This window comes from Roseovarius confluentis, from assembly GCF_002917925.1.
GTDB classification, from domain to species: Bacteria; Pseudomonadota; Alphaproteobacteria; order Rhodobacterales; family Rhodobacteraceae; genus Roseovarius; species Roseovarius confluentis.
Window position 1 is genome coordinate 1 of record NZ_PPFE01000008.1, and the last position, 14,970, is coordinate 14,970.

General features: G+C 65.4%; 14 protein-coding genes. 7 read left to right on the top strand and 7 right to left on the bottom strand.

The features are described from left to right. The 6 genes from C2I35_RS16200 to C2I35_RS16225 all read right to left on the bottom strand — a co-directional run. A partial coding sequence (locus C2I35_RS16200) for an acetyl-coenzyme A synthetase N-terminal domain-containing protein (protein WP_281255074.1) occupies window positions 1-199 on the bottom strand: 199 nt, incomplete at its 3' end. Window positions 200-300: 101 nt separating this feature from the next. Continuing rightward, window positions 301-1,056 carry an ABC transporter ATP-binding protein gene (locus C2I35_RS16205; protein ID WP_103764110.1) on the bottom strand — a complete coding sequence of 252 codons (756 nt, stop codon included), beginning with the start codon at window positions 1,054-1,056 and terminating at the stop codon, window positions 301-303. Between the two features lie 116 nt (window positions 1,057-1,172). Next, window positions 1,173-1,928 carry an ABC transporter ATP-binding protein gene (locus C2I35_RS16210; RefSeq protein ID WP_103764111.1) on the bottom strand — a complete coding sequence of 252 codons (756 nt, stop codon included), beginning with the start codon at window positions 1,926-1,928 and terminating at the stop codon, window positions 1,173-1,175. A 12-nt stretch (window positions 1,929-1,940) separates the two neighbouring features. Then, window positions 1,941-3,140, bottom strand: a complete 1,200-nt coding sequence (locus C2I35_RS16215) for a branched-chain amino acid ABC transporter permease (RefSeq protein WP_103764112.1) — start codon at window positions 3,138-3,140, stop codon at window positions 1,941-1,943. A gap of 3 nt (window positions 3,141-3,143) precedes the next feature. Further along, entirely contained in the window at window positions 3,144-4,175 is a 1,032-nt protein-coding gene (locus C2I35_RS16220; protein WP_103764113.1) for a branched-chain amino acid ABC transporter permease, read from the bottom strand. Window positions 4,176-4,309: 134 nt separating this feature from the next. Continuing rightward, the gene (locus C2I35_RS16225; protein WP_103764114.1) at window positions 4,310-5,662 is read right to left on the bottom strand and encodes a substrate-binding protein; all 1,353 of its coding nucleotides are present in this window, start codon (window positions 5,660-5,662) and stop codon (window positions 4,310-4,312) included. Window positions 5,663-5,879: 217 nt separating this feature from the next. On the opposite strand from C2I35_RS16225, the gene C2I35_RS16230 reads away from it, so the two are divergent. From C2I35_RS16230 to C2I35_RS16260, 7 genes are all read left to right on the top strand, one after another. Next, complete coding sequence (locus C2I35_RS16230) at window positions 5,880-7,187, top strand: helix-turn-helix domain-containing protein (RefSeq protein WP_103764115.1); 1,308 nt, start codon at window positions 5,880-5,882, stop codon at window positions 7,185-7,187. 83 nt (window positions 7,188-7,270) lie between these two features. Then, complete coding sequence (locus tag C2I35_RS16235; RefSeq protein WP_103764116.1) at window positions 7,271-7,639, top strand: response regulator transcription factor; 369 nt, start codon at window positions 7,271-7,273, stop codon at window positions 7,637-7,639. Continuing rightward, window positions 7,636-7,935, top strand: coding sequence for a hypothetical protein (locus C2I35_RS16240; protein WP_103764117.1), 300 nt, complete (start codon window positions 7,636-7,638; stop codon window positions 7,933-7,935). Before C2I35_RS16235 ends, C2I35_RS16240 begins: the two co-directional genes overlap by 4 nt. Further along, on the top strand, window positions 7,936-10,629 hold the full coding sequence (locus tag C2I35_RS16245; RefSeq protein WP_103764118.1) for a sensor histidine kinase: 2,694 nt from the start codon (window positions 7,936-7,938) through the stop codon (window positions 10,627-10,629). A 137-nt stretch (window positions 10,630-10,766) separates the two neighbouring features. Next, window positions 10,767-12,005 (top strand): FliM/FliN family flagellar motor switch protein, encoded by a 1,239-nt coding sequence (locus C2I35_RS16250; protein ID WP_170067243.1) that lies wholly within the window; start codon window positions 10,767-10,769, stop codon window positions 12,003-12,005. 325 nt (window positions 12,006-12,330) lie between these two features. Further along, a complete protein-coding gene (locus tag C2I35_RS16255; RefSeq protein WP_103764120.1) occupies window positions 12,331-12,540 on the top strand; it encodes a hypothetical protein in 210 nt (69 codons plus the stop codon). Between the two features lie 94 nt (window positions 12,541-12,634). After that, a complete protein-coding gene (locus C2I35_RS16260) occupies window positions 12,635-14,683 on the top strand; it encodes an enoyl-CoA hydratase/isomerase family protein (protein WP_103764121.1) in 2,049 nt (682 codons plus the stop codon). Here C2I35_RS16260 and C2I35_RS16265 read toward each other — a convergent pair. Next, the gene (locus tag C2I35_RS16265) at window positions 14,676-14,891 is read right to left on the bottom strand and encodes a hypothetical protein (protein WP_103764122.1); all 216 of its coding nucleotides are present in this window, start codon (window positions 14,889-14,891) and stop codon (window positions 14,676-14,678) included. The two genes, C2I35_RS16260 and C2I35_RS16265, sit on opposite strands and share 8 nt — an antisense overlap. Between the last annotated feature and the right edge of the window lie 79 nt (window positions 14,892-14,970).

Below are 14,970 nucleotides of genomic sequence, written 5' to 3' on the forward strand. Positions count from 1 at the left end.
TGATGGAGACGTTCCCGTAGGTGTAATCGACATCCTTCACTTTCGAGTAAGGCTTGATCCAGTCGACGCGCTTGCCCTCCTTGCCCCAGAACGCCTCGGGGTCCTTGATCGAGGCGGCGTACATCTCGTCGTACTTCGCCGCGTCGACATGGGCATTCGCCGCGAAATCGGCACTGGGCGCATAGGTTTTATCGGACATGGTTCCTCCCTCGGTGGTCTTGAATGTCTTGCAGGCCCGCTCCGCCTTTGAGACGGCGGCGGGGCGGGCGTTCTCCTGGCGGCAGCCTAGGGAGGTTGGCGTCAGATGGCCAGATACTCGGCGCGGAGACTTTCGTTTTCCAGCACCTCTGACGCGGTCCCGTCGAAGGCGATGCCACCCGTATCGAGGATGATGCAGCGATCGGCGAGTTCAAGGGCACGTACCGCGTTCTGTTCGACGAGGATCGTGGTGATGCCCTGTTCCTTGATGATGCGCAGGGTCTTTTCGATCTCGTCCACGATGACGGGTGCGAGGCCCTCGTAGGGCTCATCGAGCAGCAGGACCTTGATGTCCCGGGCCAGGGCGCGGGCGACGGCGAGCATCTGTTGTTCACCGCCCGAGAGCGTCACGCCTTCCTGGCGGCGGCGTTCCTTGAGGCGCGGGAAAAGCTCGTAGAGCCGGTCGAGGGACCAGCCGATGGGCGGGGCGATCTGGGCCAGTTGCAGGTTTTCCTCGACGGTCAGGCCGGGGATGATGCAGCGATCCTCGGGGACGAGGCCGATGCCGGCGGCCGAGGCTTCGTGACTTTTCATATTGTGAAGGGGCTGGTGGTCCAGCCAGATTTCGCCGTGGTTGACCTGCGGCGTGTCCATGCGGGCGATGGCACGCAGCGTGGTGGTCTTGCCCGCGCCGTTGCGGCCCAGAAGGGCCAGGATCTCGCCCTCGTGGACGTTGAAGGAGATGTCCTGAACGATGTAGCTTTCGCCGTAATAGGCCTGCATGCCCCAGACCGACAGGAAAGCGGGCGCCGTTTCGGCGTGGTTGCGGTGCTTGGAAAAGTCGGGTTTGACGTTCATTTTTCGTGTCCTCCCGTCCCGGACCTGATCCGGGACCTCTTGCAGTGGGGGCGAGGCCCCGGATCAGGTCCGGGGCAGGCTCCCGGATCAAGTCCGGGGCGTTCGTGGCATGGCGGTCAGGCGCTTTCGCCCAGGTAAGCTTCGCGGACCTTGGGGTGGCCCTTGATCTTGTCCGGTGTATCCTCGACCAGCGGCGTGCCCTGGGCCAGGACGGTGATGCGCTCGGCCAAGGAGAACACCACGTGCATGTCGTGTTCGATGATGCAGATGGTGATGTCGCGCTCGTCCTTGATCTGCTTCAGCAGGTCGATGGTATTGTTGGTATCGGCCCGCGCCATCCCGGCGGTGGGTTCGTCCAGCAAGAGCAGGCGCGGGTTCTGTGCCAGGCACATGCCGATTTCCAGCCGCCGCTTGTTGCCGCGCGACATGGCGGCCGCATGGTCGTGGCGGGCGTCGGCGAGGTTCAGGCTTTCGAGCATGTGCTCGGCCTGCTCGACGATGTCCTTTTCCTTCGTGGCCTGCGCCAGCGCGTGCATGCGGAAGGCGCCGTCGCGCTTGGCGAAGATCGGGATCATCATGTTTTCCAGCACGCTCAGGTCGCCGAAGATCTCGGGCGTCTGGAACACGCGGGAAATGCCCATCTGGTTGATCTGGTAGGGCTTGCGGCCCAGTACCGACTGGCCGTCGAACATGACCGAGCCGGTATCCGGGATGAGCTTGCCGATCAGGCAGTTGAGCAGGGTCGACTTGCCCGCCCCATTGGGGCCGATGATGGCGTGGCAGGTGTTTTCCGCCACGCTGAGGTTCACGTCACCCAGGGCCTGCAGGCCACCGAAGCGCTTGTTGACGTTCTTGACTTCAAGAATACCCATTGTCGTCGCTCCTTATTCGGCCGGTGTGGATTGGGTGGCTTTTTCGTCGTCCGGGTTCGCTTTCTTGCCGCGAAGCAGACGCCCGATGCGTTGTCCGCCCTCGACGAGGCCGCCGGGAAGGAAGATCACCACGGCCATGAAGATGAGGCCCAGGGTCAGGTGCCAGCCCTTGCCGATGAAGGGATAGACGAGGGTGATGACGAAATCCTCGAGCCCATCGGGCATGAAGGCGAACCATTCGTGCAGGATGTCCTTGTTGATCTTGCTGAGGATGTTTTCCATGTACTTGATCGCGCCCGAGCCCAGCACCGGGCCGATAAGCGTGCCCGCGCCGCCGAGGATCGTCATCAGGACGACCTCGCCCGAGGCCGTCCAGAACATGCGTTCGGGGCCGGCCTGCGTGTCCATCGCCACCAGAAGGCCACCCGCGAGACCGGCATACATGCCCGAGATCACGAAGGCCGCCAGCGTGTAGGGCCGCGCGTTGAGGCCGGTGTAGTACATCCGGGTCTGGTTCGACTTCACCGCGCGCAGCATGGTGCCGAAGGGCGAGCGGAAGATGCGGATCGAGAGGTAGAATGCGATGATCATGAAGACCGCCGCGATGTAGTATCCGGCGTTGATCGTAAAGAGCCAGTCACCCATGGAGATGTCGAAGCCCGCCCGCATGTCCATGCCGAACAGGTTGGCGCGGCCGATCTCGCCGTCGGCGAGATTCGACAGCAGCGGGCTGTCGGTGGACTTGATCTGAAGGCCCGTCTCGCCGCCGGTGATCGGCGTCAGGACCGAGTAGGCCAGGGCATAGGACATCTGCGCGAAGGCCAGTGTCAGGATCGAGAAGTAGATCCCGGAACGGCGCAGCGAGATGAACCCCACCGCCAGCGCGAAGAGGCCCGCGATGATCACGCCGAGGATGATCGCCGGGATGACGTTCAGCGTGACCAGCTTCATCATCCAGATCGCCGCGTAGGAACCGACCCCCAGAAAGGCCGCGTGGCCGAAGGAGAGGTAGCCCGTGAGGCCGAAGAGGATGTTGAACCCGATGGCGAAGATCCCGAAGATCACGAAGCGCTGCATCAGGTCGGGATAGCCCGCGTTGAACTGCGCCAGGCCGGAGCCTTCGGGAAAGGGGTTCAGGATGAAGGGCGCCAGCATGGTGATGATCAGCACGATCAGAAGCAGGCGGAAGTCTTTCTTGTCGAGACCGAGCATGGCTTAGTCCTCCATGACGCCCTTGCGGCCCATGAGGCCACGCGGACGTGTCAGTAGAATGATGATGGCAACCAGGTAGATGATGATCTGGTTGATGCCGGGCAGGATCTCGAGCACTTCTCGCATGGAGGCAAAGCTTTCCAGGATGCCCAGGAGGAACCCGGCCAGAACGGCGCCCGGAAGCGAGCCCATGCCGCCGACCACGACGACCACGAAGCTGAGCACGAGGAAATCCATCCCCATGTGGTAGTTCGGCGAGTTGATCGGGGTGTACATGACGCCTGCAAGGCCCGCCACCGCGGCGGCAAGGCCGAACATGATGGTAAAGCGGCGGTCGATGTTGATGCCCAGCAGCTGCACGGTCTCGCGGTCGGCCATGCCGGCGCGGACCACCATCCCGAAGGTGGTGAATTGCAGGAAGGCGAAGACCGCGCCGATGATCACGGCGGCGAAGGCGAAGTAGATGATCCGCCAGTAGGGGTAGATCACCACGTTGGGGTCAAGACCCATCATGGCGCCGAAATCGAGCGACCCGCGGAAGGCATCGGGGGCCGGCGTGGGGATCGGGTTGGCGCCGTAGTAGAACTTGATGATTTCCTGCAGCACGATGGCGAGGCCGAAGGTCACGAGGATCTGGTCGGCATGGGGGCGGTTGTAGAAATGCTTGATCAGCCCGCGTTCCATGATCACGCCGATCAGCATCATCACCGGAATGGCGAAGAGGATCGACAGCGGAACGGCCCAGTCGATGATGGCATCGCCCGTGGCCTGACCGAACCAATCGTAGACATACGGTACCTGGACTTCGAGCGGGTTTCCGAGGAAGTCGGTTTGCGTTTCGTCGACGACGGTGCGGGAGAGCGTGAGTATGCGGCTCAGCGTGACGGCGCAGAACGCACCGATCATGAACAACGCGCCGTGCGCAAAGTTCACGACGCCCAATGTGCCGAAGATGAGCGTCAGGCCGAGCGCGATCAGCGCATAGGCCGAGCCCTTGTCCAGCCCATTGAGAACTTGCAGGATGATGGCTTCCATCGGGGTGCCCCTCGGGTTTGCAGATATACCGGTTTTGATCACGGACGCGCGCGGGGCGCGTGGTCCGGCTTGGTGGTGGACGCGGGCGCGACAAGGGCGCCCGCGTCGGATCTTGTCAGGTCAGACCTGTGCGATCAGGCGCCGTCGTTGCACTCGCCCAGGCTCGCCTCCGCGCCACCCATCTGCGGGTGATCGGGGGCGTAGGTCACCTGGTCGACCGGGGTCACCTCGACGATTTCGAGCAGGTCGAATTCGCTTTCGGGGTTCTCTTTCCCTTTCACGACCAGCACGTCCTTGAAGCACTGGTGGTCGTCGGCGCGATAGAGCGTCTTGCCGTTGCCCATGCCGTCGAATTCGAAGCCTTCCAGGGCCTCGGCGACCGCGCAGGGGGCAAACGAACCGGCACGCTGCACGGCATCGGCGTAGAGCATCGCCTGGACGTAGCAGGTGTGTGCGGCCTGGCTCGGCGGGAAGCCGTACTTGGTGCCGAACGACTTGACGAATGCCTTGGAGCCTTCGTCCTGCAGCGACCAGTGCCAGTTGGTGGAGCCGAAGATGCCCTTCACGTTGGCGCCGGCACCCTTGGCCATCAGGCGGCTGTAGAGCGGAACCACGATCTGGAAGTCCTTGCCGTTCACCTGCTTGTCACGCAGGCCGAACTGCACGGCGTTGGTCAGCGAGTTGACCATGTTCCCGCCGTAGTGGTTCAGGATCAGCGTATCGGCACCCGATTGCAGCACCGGCGCGATGTAGGACGAGAAGTCGGTCTGCGTCAGCGGCGTTTTCACGGCGGCGACGGTTTCCCAACCCATGGCCTCGGTCGAGGCGCGCACGGCTTCCTCGGTGGTGTAGCCCCAGTTGTAGTCGGCGGTCAGGTGATAGGCCTTGCGGTCTGTGCCGTAGGCGTTGGCCAGCACCGGCGCAAGCGCGGCACCCGACATGTACGAGTTGAAGAAGTGACGGAACCCGTTGGCCTTGCGGTCCTTGCCGGTGGTGTCGTTGGAGTGCGTGAGACCGGCCATGAAGATGACGCCGGCCTCCTGGCAGAGCGCCTGCACGGCCACGGCCACGCCCGAGGACGAACCGCCGGTGATCATCACCGCGCCGTCTTTCTCGATCATCGACTTGGCCGATGCGCGGGCGGCGTCCGCCTTGGTCTGGGTGTCGCCGGTGACGTATTCGACCTTCTTGCCGAGGATGCCCGCACCTTCGAGCACCTTGGACGAGAAGGTGTTCATCATGCCGCCGTCGCCGCCACCGTTCAGGTGCTCGACCGCCAGCTCATAGGCGCGCAGTTCGTCCGCGCCTTCGTCGGCATAAGGGCCGGACTGCGGTACGTTGAAGCCCAGCGTGACGGTGTCGCCCGTGGGTTCGTTGGTGAAGGCGGCGGCGGAGCTTGCCGTGAAGATGGTCGGCAGCGCGACGCCGGCGCCGGCGATGGCGCTGGTCTTGAGCAGGCCACGACGCGTGAGGTCAGTTTTGGACATTGAATCCCTCCCTAGAGTTTCTTCCTGGACGGGCCTCCTCAAGCCCGGCCGGATGCACATGTGTGCTATCGGCATTATTGGAGGGGGTCGAAAACCGTTCAACAAGCGCCTTGGGGCAAACGCTTTTTTTGTAAATAAAATCTTCAACGCAGTGCAGAAATCTGTAAATTAGTTTTCAGGCAGAAACGAAGACGATTGATTCAAAGGGCAAGTGCCAATGGCAGAGACCGGTATGGCAGGCACGCGCATCCGCCAACGGCGGCTGGTGGCCGGGTTGAAGCAGGCCGAACTGGCCGAGGCGGCGGGAATCTCGGCCAGCTACCTCAACCTTATCGAGCATAACCGGCGTCGAATCGGCGGGCGCACGCTGTTGCAGATCGCCGAAGCCCTGAATGTCGAGCCCGCAACACTGACCGAAGGCGTGCAATCGCACCTTCTGGCGGCTTTGCAGGAGGCGGCGGGCGAGGCCAAGACCGGCGGCGATTTCTCCGTGACTGCGCCTGAACTGGACAGGGTCGAGGAGTTCGTCGGACGCTTTCCCGGCTGGGCGGGGCGGCTGGCGGATCTTGGCCAGCAGCGCGACGCGCTTGAACGGACAGTCAAGGCGTTGAGCGAGCGTCTGGCGCATGACCCGGAACTGTCGGCAACGCTGCACGAGGTGATTTCCACGGTGACGTCGATCCGGTCGACCGCCTCGATCCTGGCCGAGACGCGGGAACTGGAGCCCGAATGGCAGATGCGGTTTCACCGCAATATCAATGAAGACGGCGCGCGGCTGGCCGAGGGGGCCGAGGCGCTGATGCGTTACCTGGAGGCCGCACCCGAGGCCGGCGCGGAGGTGACATCGCCGCAGGACGAAATGCACGCGTTCCTGGAACGCCACGACTTTCACTTTCCCCAGCTGGAGGGCTGGGGCGCGGAAGCGCGGATCGAGGCGATTGTTTCGGAGGTCGAGAACGAAGCGGCGCGGGCGCTGGCCCGGGTGGCGCTGACGCAAGTGCTTGAGGATGCCCGCGCGCTGCCGCGTGACGAGATGGAGGCGCAGCTGGCGGCCCATGGCCCGGCGCCCGACGCTATCGCGCGCGCCACCGGCAGGTCGCTGGCGCAGGTGTTCCGGCGCCTGGCCTTGCTGCCCGAAGAAATGGTGGGGCCGGTGGGATTGATCGTGGTGGATGGCGCGGGGGCGCTAATTCTGCGTAAGACGGTCATGGGGTTCGCCACGCCGCGCAGCGGGGCGGGGTGTGCCATGTGGCCGCTTTACGAGGTACTGGGTCAGCCCGCCCGCCCGGTGCAGGCGGTGCTGTTGCAGGGCGATTTGCGGGTGAGGGCCTTGGCGGTGGCCGAAGAGACGGTGCCGGCAGGGTTCGATAACCCGCCGCTGACGCGGGCCTACATGCTTTTGCTGCCCGAGCGGCGCGGGCCTGATCGGGCTGAGGCACGGCCCGTGGGGGTGACCTGCCGGATCTGTCCGATCGAAGGCTGCCTGGCGCGGCGAGAGCGATCGGTTCTGAAGAACGCGTTCTAGGATATGTTCTTTTGACAGAGCCAAAGAGTTTCGCAATAGTCGGCGGACGGGAGAGGATATTGATCGGAGGGGAGGCCGGTTGGATGGGCAAGACCGTGCTTCTGATCGAGGACGAACAGAATATCATCGAGGCCGTGAGCTTTATCCTGTCCCGTGACGGATGGGAGGTGAAGACCCACGCCAACGGGCAGAACGCGATGGAGGCTGTCCGCGCGCGCGAGCCGGACGTGGTGATCCTGGACGTGATGCTGCCGGGCAAGAGCGGTTTCGACATCCTGTCCGAGATCCGGGCCGAGGCGCAGTTTGCAAGCCTGCCTGTGCTGATGCTGTCGGCGCGGGGCCAGGCCAAGGACCTCGAGATGGCCGAGCGGGCCGGAGCCAACCGGTACATGACCAAGCCGTTTTCCAATGCCGAGGTGCTGGACGCCGTGCGTGCGCTGGTGCCGACATGAGCCCCAAGCGCGGATCGGTTTTCCTAGCGCGGCGGGCCTACTTTCAACGCCGTGCCATGGATGCCGCCCGGCTGTTGCCCGTGCTGGGCGCGGGAATCTTCGTGTTGCCGCTTCTGTGGAAATCGGGCGACGGCGCGCGCACGGTGATGGTGATGTTCTACATATTCCTGTGCTGGACAGCGCTGATCGGGCTGGGCTGGATCGTGTCGCGGCGGTTGTCGGGGCCCGATGCGGACGTAAATCGAGATCCCGCCGGCGACGCGAACGAGCAGGTGCATGTGTCCCGGGAGGGATGAATGGGTGCTCTGAACGTCATTGTCCTTGTCAGCCTTGTATATGTGGCGATGTTATTCTGCGTGGCGTTCGCCGCGGACCGGGCGGCGGCACGGGGGCGAGGCACCTGGCTGCGCTCTCCCATCGTTTACACGCTTTCGCTATCAATCTACTGCACCGCCTGGACATTCTATGGCGCGGTGGGCTTTGCGGCGCGGTCGGGGCTTGAATACCTGACGATCTATCTTGGCCCGACGTTGGTGATGGTGGGCTGGTGGTGGACCCTGCGCAAGATGGTGCGGGTCGGCCGCAGTCAGCGGATCACCTCGATTGCCGACCTGATTTCCAGCCGCTTCGGCAAGTCCAACGCGCTGGCGGTGTTCGTGACCGTGCTCGCCGTCATCGCGTCGACGCCCTATATCGCCCTGCAATTGCAGTCGGTGACGATATCCTTTGCCGCCTTTGCCGCTGTTGATCCGACCCATACCGGGGAGATCAGCGAAACCGGCGTGGCCCTGTGGGTGGCCATCGGCCTGATGGTGTTCACGATCCTGTTCGGCACCCGGAACCTTGACGCCAACGAGCGGCATCACGGCTTGGTCATGGCCATCGCGCTCGAGGCGGTGGTGAAGCTGTGTGCCCTTCTGGCGGTCGGTATCTTCGTGGTCTGGGGGCTCGCGGGCGGTGTCGAGCAGACGCTGGCCCGGATCGACCAGAGCGCCATCGCACGGTGGGAGGTTCCAGGTAGCCGCTGGGTGGGCCTGACGCTGTTGTCGGCGGCGGCCTTCATGTGCTTGCCGCGGATGTTCCAGGTGATGGTGGTGGAGAACGAAGAGGAGGGGCATCTGCGCACCGCCTCATGGGCTTTCCCGACCTACGTGATGCTGATGAGCCTGTTCGTCGTGCCGATCGCGGCGGTGGGCCTCGACCTCAGCCCGGCGGGCGCGAACCCGGACCTTTTCGTGCTGACGCTGCCGCTGGAGAACGGGCAGGAGGGTCTGGCGGTTTTGTCGTTTCTGGGCGGGTTCAGCAGCGCGACCTCGATGGTGATCGTGGCGGCCATCGCCCTGTCGACGATGGTGTCGAACCACGTGGTCATGCCCGTGTGGCTGCATATGACGGGGGGCAGCGCCGTCGTCTCGGGCGACGTGCGGGCGGTGGCGATCCGGGCGCGCCGGCTTTCGATCATGGTGATCCTCTTCCTGGGGTATCTCTATTTCCGGGTGTCGGGCGGCGGCGCAGCGCTGGCGGCGATCGGGCTGATTTCCTTTGTCGGCGTGGCGCAGTTCCTGCCGGCGCTTCTGGGCGGCCTGTTCTGGCGCGGGGCCAACCGGCGCGGGGCGCTGGCAGGGCTGGCGGTCGGCTTTGCGGTCTGGATGTACAGCCTGTTTCTGCCCAGCTTCGGCGCCTCGGCGGTGATGCCGCAGGGGGTGCTCGAGAACGGGTTGTTGGGCCTGGCGTGGCTGCGCCCGCAAGCTCTGTTCGGTGCCGCGGGGATGGATCCGGTGGTGCATGCCTTCATGTGGAGCCTGTCATTGAACATCGTGGTGTTCGTCTTTGTCTCGCTGATCAGTTTCCCGCAGCCGGTGGAGCGGTTGCAGGGCGCGCAGTTCGTCAACGTGTTCGACCATTCGGCGCCGTCGGGTGGCTGGACCGGGGGCCTGGTCCAGAGCGAGGACCTGATGATCATGGCGCAGCGGATCATGGGCGCCCAGGAGGCGCAGGCGCTGTTCGGCGAGGTGGCGCGCGAACAGGGCATGAGTGGCTACCTGCCGGAACCCACGCCCGATTTCCTGAGCCGGCTGGAGCGGTCGCTGGCCGGCTCGGTGGGCGCCGCGACGGCCCACGCGATGATCAGCCAGATCGTGGGCGGCGCCAGCGTGTCGGTGCAGGACCTGATGGCGGTGGCCGACGAGACCGCGCAGATCATGGAATATTCCAGCCAGCTGGAGATGAAGACCGAAGAACAGGCCCGCACCGCCCGGCAACTGCGGCAGGTCAACGAGAAGCTGACCCAGATCTCGGTGCAGAAGGACGCGTTTCTCAGCCAGATCAGCCACGAGTTGCGCACGCCCATGACGTCGATCCGGGCGTTTTCCGAGATCCTGCGCGACGGGGGCGAGATGCCGCCCGAAGGACAGCGCCGCTATGCCTCGATCATTCACGACGAGGCCATCCGGTTGACGCGGCTCCTGGACGACCTGCTGGACCTGAGTGTGCTGGAGAACGCACAGATCGTGCTGAACCTCGAGGAGGGGAACCTCGGTGCACTGCTGGACCGGGCCGAGACGGCTGCCGGGCTTTCGGACAACAGCATGACGGTCGGCCGCGACGCGGGCGCGGACCAGGTGAGGCTGTACACCGACACCAACCGGTTGGCGCAGGTGTTCATCAACCTGATGTCGAATGCACGGAAATACTGCGATGCCGACGCGCCGCGGCTGGATATCCGCGTGGCCGAGCGTGACGGTATGCTGCTGGTGGACTTCATCGACAATGGCAGCGGTATCCCGGCGGGTCAGCAGGGGACGATCTTCGAGAAATTCTCGCGCGTGAGCGAGAACAAGGCCGGTGGGGCCGGGCTGGGGCTGGCGATCTGCCGCGAAATCATGGCCCGGTTGGGCGGCGGAGTGGAGTACCTGCCGGGGCAGACGGGCGGGGCATTCCGCGTTTACCTTCCGGTGGCCGAAGCGGGCGCGGCGGAGGCGGCGCAGTAGCGCGGCCATAAATCCAATCGTAACCTTCTTGCAGTTAACTGCCGCAAATCGTCCGGACCTGGCCGGGGCGAAACATGGCGCGCGGCCGCGTTTCCCGCGTGGGTGCCGGGCGCAAGAGAAGGGGGCAAAAACAGGTCATGAGCGCAGAGCCCGCCAGCAGCGCATCGGTCATTCATCGCAAGGCCAAGGTGGCCCGTGACGAATTCGACGCGCGCGAGATGTCGCCGACGAAGGCGCTGCGCCTGGCACTCGCCAAGGAAGCGGCGGCGCAGTTCGAACTGCCGCTGGTCGTGCGCATGGTCGAACATGAAAGCGTGGCCCTGACGGGGATCGAGGCACTGGCGGGCGACGACGGACTGCTGATCCTGCTGGACGGGCTGGAGGGACCGCCCGGCGCGATCAAATTGAACCTGCAGTTCGTCATGGCCCTGATCGAGGTACAGCTGATGGGGGAGGTCCGGCAGGGTGAGGCGAAACCCCGCTCCTTCACCCCCACCGACGCGGCCATCGTGCAACCGCTGATGGATGCGGTGCTGGACAGCTATGCCGAGCAGGTGAATGCCTGTGACAGGATGCCGGATGCGGCCCGCTTCCGGTTTGGCGACCGGGTGGAGAACGGGCGCGCGCTGGCGTTGGCGCTGTGGGCCCCGGACTATGACCTGTACCGCCTCAGCGTGGATTTCGGACCTGGTGCAAAGACCGGGATGATGGAACTGATCCTGCCTGAACCCCCACCCGTGCCGGAGGTCGAGGAGCCGGGTGGCAACACGTTGGCGCGAAAGTTGGAAGAAAACGCGATGAACGCACCGGTTATGCTGGATGCGGTGCTTGCGCCGATCCGCCTGCCGCTGAGTGACATCTGCCGCTGGACTCCGGGCACGGTGCTGAAACTCTCACCTGATACGGTGACCGGCGCGCGCGTGATCGGCGCGAAAGGTCACAAGGTGGCCGCGGCCAAGCTGGGCCAGCTCAACGGGTTTCGCGCGGTGCGACTGGTGCTGAAAAGCGATGCGGAGGAAGGCGCGATCAATGGCGCGCGAGGCTCTGCGCCCGAGACAGGCGGCCCGGCCACGCTGTCCGCGCCCTTGGAGGGTGGTATGACGGGGTTTGATGGTTCGGACGGGGCACTGCCCGATTTGCCGGGTGGGGGGATGGACTTGCCGGATCTGCCCGGCATCGAGGGACCGGACCATATGAGCGGTCTTCCCCACCTGCCGGAAATGGGTGGTCTGCCTGATCTGCCCTCGCCGGACGGCGACGATAATGTTGGTCTCGATACGTTGGTGGAGGAGGAGCTTGCCCGCGCCGCCGCCCGGTTCGAGGCTGACGGCGGGGATGAAGACTTGCCGATGCCCGGCGGCCCGAGCCTTGGATGAACCCATTGGGCGCCCGCGCCGTGGGACCCGTTTAGCCATCGCTCGGCCGCGGCGTCGACGTTGTCTCGTGACCAATCGCAGGCGTTACCTTCGCGAACGGGCAGGGGGAAAACCTGCCGTTGCGGCGCTGCTCTGACGTCCACAATCTGACACCCGTTCCGGCGCATTTGCCCAAATACTGCCCAAGACGCGCGGAAAGCTGCAAATACCGTCGATATCGGGTCCGCGATGCTTCTATTGCGAGCCCGCTTCATGTTATGGTTGTGGAGCAAGGCCTGCGGTTACATGGACCGGATGCGGCGGGCTGCACTTGGGAGGAGACGCCATGACCAGTTTGACACAGGAAATCAAGCAGTTGCACCGACAAATCCTGGACCTGAGCGAGTGCGAGCGCTATCGGCTTCAGCCGCGGCTGGCGGGGCTTCTGGGCCAGATGCGCGAGGCCGGTGAGCAGGTGCCTTCGGAGATGCGGCGTTTGAACGAGACGCTTCTGGATGAGGCGATTGAGGCACAGTTCGAGAATATGCCGGTCTGAACGCTGCCGCTTCGGATCAAAACAATTGCGCAGCCCCCCGCCGAGAGGGTCTAATCCGCGCATGGTTTGAGGCGCACCGGGGCGCAAAAGAGCAGTGTCCGAAGTCATTTACGAGCTGGCCGATGGGGTGGCCGTCCTGCGCTTGTCGCGGGGCGAGGCGAACGCTTTGTCACCTGGCATGCGGCGCGACCTGGCCGCGGCCCTGGACCGCGCCGCCGAAGACTCCGGTGCGCGCGCGGTGGTTTTGACCGGGGCCGGAGACACGTTCTGTTCCGGCGTCGACCTCTCGGAATACGATGGCCCGCTGGCCACCCCCTGGATCGATGCGTTGACGCGCAAAATCGAAACCCACCCCAAGCCTGTTGTCGCGGCGCTGGAGGGAATGGCCCTTGGCGCGGGATTCGAGCTGGCGCTGGCGGCACATGCGCGGGTCGCGCGCAACACGTGCCGACTGGCCCTGCCCGAGGCCAGCCTGGGCCTCATGCCGAGCGGCGGCAGCACGCAGCGCCTGCCGCGGTTGCTGGGAGCGCAAGTGGCGCTGGAGTTCCTGTTGTCGGGACGGTCAATCGAAGCGGGGGAGCCGCGCCTGGCCAAACTGTTCGCCGAAGTGACGCAGGAGGCGCCGATGGCAGCCGCGCTGGCCACGGCGCGGCGTTTTGCGCAGGCGCCGGATTTTGCCCGGGCCAGCCAGATCGACCGGGGATTTTCCGACCCGGCCGCTTATCGCGGCGCGGTCGCGGACGTCTCTGCCCGACTGCGGAAGGGTGACACCGCCGAGGCCGACATCCTGCGCTGTGTCGAGGCGGCGCAGCTTTTGCCCTATGAACAAGGATTGCAGTTCGAGACCGCGGCCTTTGAAGCGTGTCTGGCGCGTCCGGATGCGCGCGCGTCCCGGCATCTATACACTGCCGAGCGGCGCGCCCGAGCCTGGCCCGAGGCGCAGGAGGGCAGGGCAAGTGAAATCGGCACCGTTGTGCTGGCCGGATCGGACCCGGTGCTGGCCGAACTGGCGGTGCATTGCCTTGATCGCGGTCAGCGCGTGGCGGTGCTGGCACCCGGCCCGGCGAGCGCGGCGGTCGCGGCGCGTGTGCGGGCCGTTTACGAAGGCGCGGTGGCGCGAAAGCGGATGGCGCCGGACGAGCGCGATGCGCGGCTGGCCCGGCTGAGTCATGGAAGCAATCCGGTCGTGTTGATGGCCGCCGACCTTGTGCTGGACGATGGTGGCGGCGATCCCGGCGCGGCGGCCGTGCGCAAGGGAGCGGTATGGTGCCTGATATCGGGGCGCGACGGCGCGTCGAAGCGACGCGCGCAACTGGGCGCGGCGGTCGAGGTGCTGGCGCTGCGGGCCTATCGCCCGGCCTATGCGCTGCCGCTGGTCGAACTGGCGGTGCCCGACGGCGCGGCGCCGGATGCGGTCATGACCGTCATGCGGTATTTCGCGGGGTCCGGGCGCGTCGTGCTGCGCAGCGCGGACCGTCCCGGCATGATTGGGCACCGCCTGATGGGGGCGGTGCAGCGGGCGGCGTTGGCGTTGATGCGGGCCGGGGCCGATCCGCATGCGGTCGAGGAAGCGGCGCGGCAGTTGGGCTTTGCCCGCGGGCCGCTGGAGCTGATCGAGACGGATGGGATCGGTGTGACGGTTGCGCGTCTGCGTCGGGTTTTCGGCAGCGTGCCGGAGTTGGCCCTGCTGGACGCGCGCGCCGACGCGGTGGCTGCTGGCAAGACACCTGGACAGGGGTTCCATGCCGCCCAAGGCCAGGCGCTGGCCCCTGATCCGGGGCTGGCGAGGTGGCTGGAGGCCTGGCGCGAGGGCCAACGCGACCTGCCCGAGCTGCCGGATGTTGCCTTGGATCGGGCGCTGCACGCGGCGTTGGTGGCCGAAGCCGCACGGATGATCGCCGACGGCACCGTGGCGCGGGCCTCGGACGTGGACCTGTGCATGGTCAAGGGTTATGGCTTTGACATCGCGCGGGGCGGGCCGCTGCTCTGGGCCGATATCGGGCCGGAAACGGGCGGGCCGCTGGGCCTTGTGCGGACGATGAAGGCGCTGGCACCGCTGGGGCCGGAGCTGTGGACGCCGCCCGCGATGCTGGAAGACATGGTCAAGTTCGGCCGGCGCTTTTTCGGCGGCGCAGTCAGCTGAGCACGATCCCGAGCACCACCAGCATCAGCCCGATCACGGACAGGAAGAGCGCCCCGGTATTGACGGGCAGGATCTTTTGCAGCGTGGCGCGCAAATCGTCGTCGGACAACCCGGCGCGACGGGCGCGGATCACGCGCAGGATGCACCAGACAAGCAGGGCCAGACCGGCCAGCGTGACCGCCGCCCCGAGCCAGATAAGCATTTCCATCAGGTGCCTCCGCGATAGACCTTCATGGGTGCGACCGCGGGTAGCGCATCGGGCGTGGCATCGCAAGCGACAGAGCGCG

Excerpts from the sequence above, each read along its gene's own strand:
- C2I35_RS16235 (WP_103764116.1), top strand. The coding sequence starts at position 7,271 with ATGGGCAAGACCGTGCTTCTGATCGAGGACGAACAGAATATCATCGAG.
- C2I35_RS16210 (WP_103764111.1), bottom strand. The coding sequence starts at position 1,928 with ATGGGTATTCTTGAAGTCAAGAACGTCAACAAGCGCTTCGGTGGCCTG.
- C2I35_RS16205 (WP_103764110.1), bottom strand. The coding sequence starts at position 1,056 with ATGAACGTCAAACCCGACTTTTCCAAGCACCGCAACCACGCCGAAACG.
- C2I35_RS16265 (WP_103764122.1), bottom strand. The coding sequence starts at position 14,891 with ATGGAAATGCTTATCTGGCTCGGGGCGGCGGTCACGCTGGCCGGTCTG.
- C2I35_RS16255 (WP_103764120.1), top strand. The coding sequence starts at position 12,331 with ATGACCAGTTTGACACAGGAAATCAAGCAGTTGCACCGACAAATCCTG.
- C2I35_RS16245 (WP_103764118.1), top strand. The coding sequence starts at position 7,936 with ATGGGTGCTCTGAACGTCATTGTCCTTGTCAGCCTTGTATATGTGGCG.
- C2I35_RS16240 (WP_103764117.1), top strand. The coding sequence starts at position 7,636 with ATGAGCCCCAAGCGCGGATCGGTTTTCCTAGCGCGGCGGGCCTACTTT.
- C2I35_RS16215 (WP_103764112.1), bottom strand. The coding sequence starts at position 3,140 with ATGCTCGGTCTCGACAAGAAAGACTTCCGCCTGCTTCTGATCGTGCTG.
- C2I35_RS16250 (WP_170067243.1), top strand. The coding sequence starts at position 10,767 with ATGAGCGCAGAGCCCGCCAGCAGCGCATCGGTCATTCATCGCAAGGCC.
- C2I35_RS16220 (WP_103764113.1), bottom strand. The coding sequence starts at position 4,175 with ATGGAAGCCATCATCCTGCAAGTTCTCAATGGGCTGGACAAGGGCTCG.
- C2I35_RS16230 (WP_103764115.1), top strand. The coding sequence starts at position 5,880 with ATGGCAGAGACCGGTATGGCAGGCACGCGCATCCGCCAACGGCGGCTG.
- C2I35_RS16225 (WP_103764114.1), bottom strand. The coding sequence starts at position 5,662 with ATGTCCAAAACTGACCTCACGCGTCGTGGCCTGCTCAAGACCAGCGCC.